This is a genomic window from Candidatus Hodgkinia cicadicola, assembly GCF_002774925.1.
In genome coordinates this window covers 1-1,517 of the sequence record NZ_NXGO01000104.1, presented here as the reverse complement: position 1 = coordinate 1,517, position 1,517 = coordinate 1, and the positions used below count along the sequence as shown (strand labels likewise).

2 protein-coding genes are annotated in these 1,517 nt (G+C 23.6%); one reads left to right on the top strand and one right to left on the bottom strand.

What is annotated here, in order from left to right; all coding sequences use genetic code 4:
• Positions 1–35: 35 nt before the first annotated feature.
• Positions 36–254: a hypothetical protein gene (locus MAGTDC_RS03495; RefSeq protein ID WP_146657066.1), complete on the bottom strand. Its 219-nt coding sequence runs from the start codon at positions 252–254 to the stop codon at positions 36–38.
• A 116-nt stretch (positions 255–370) separates the two neighbouring features.
• On the opposite strand from MAGTDC_RS03495, the gene MAGTDC_RS03490 reads away from it, so the two are divergent.
• Positions 371–721, top strand: a complete 351-nt coding sequence (locus MAGTDC_RS03490; RefSeq protein WP_146657065.1) for a class I SAM-dependent methyltransferase — start codon at positions 371–373, stop codon at positions 719–721.
• Positions 722–1,517: the final 796 nt, after the last annotated feature.

The window sequence follows — 1,517 nt, the reverse complement described above, 5'->3', positions numbered from 1 at the left end:
AGATAATTATGATAACATTTTATCCAATTTCTTAATTAATTAACCAACGATAACAAACCAAACAGAATGATTAATACCTTATCTTCCACACCATAACATCCGAAAGTACATCAATTACAAACAACCTTGTTTTTGTTGTTGATTTCAAACCTAATACCAAGGTTATTAATAAAATCAGATATAAAACCACTATGTTTAATAAAAGTTAACAAAATATGAATTAATAAATAGAGATAAGACAGGTAGTAAACCATGTTGTAAAACAATACGAAATAACTTTATACCAGGAACGATAAAAACAACCAACAACCATGTAATACCTATACTTGTTGGAAATGGAATCATAAAGAAACTTACATACAAACAGAGGTTGGTTGTTATAGTTAACAAAATAATCATGAATGTAATACTTAAACATTATCAGATTTGTAATAAAACTAGACAAATACAAAATGTTGGATATTATCAAACGTTTTATAAATTATCAAAAACATTAATACCTGTTATTTTTATTAATGAAGATAAAATAAACAAATCTAGTACTAAACTTTTTAAAATTACATCAAAACTTATTACAGTAAGTAATACAAACTTAATACCCAATTATATTAAAATAATATCTTCTGATTTCTTAACCGAAAACAAAATAATGTTTAATAAACTTAACTATAGATATTTAATAACCACATCAAGCATGACAATGTTGTCAGCTATTAAATAATAATACTAAATATACCCATCATTTATCATAATAAAAATAATAATAATGGCATTATAACTTGCCATAGATTAACTAATCAATCTTCTGTTTTCCAAGAAATTAACAACGTTATGTTTAATTAACATTAAACCATTTAACTTCAGAACACATATATTTACTTAATTGAATACAAATATATCAGCTACCAAGACAACTTTAATACCGATACAAATATATAATATAAATAAGTTAATTAAATCCTATACTATTTAACATATTTAATTATGGTTCATCTCATTAAAACATCTACGTGTTAAATTAATCAACCATACGTTGTAAACTGCAACAGTTTATTATTATTATTATCAACATTTATCCATATAAATGTACAAAACATATTGTTAACATATGAGTTATCACTCTAACATTATACTAATACAACGACTAATTTGTTAACGTTTACCTAATAAATTTAGTATGATGTAATTAATGTCCTATGTTGAAGGACATAGTTATTATTTGCATATAAATGAATATGAATTAAATTCAAATTATATTACATATTAAAATCATAAAAACCATAATAGGTAATATAAATTACAAATGATTTTTTGTTGTTTGGACAATAACGGGTGGTATATATTATATTTAATCCGAAAAATACCACTACCAATCCAAAACCAACACGTACATAGGTTTGTAGTGTTTAATTAACATCTAATTCAGAGGATGTTGTTCATTTTATCTATTAATCTTACAACCATTTGATTAAATAGTTGGTTTTATACCTTTTTATCTTCCTGTTCGGTTGATGGTT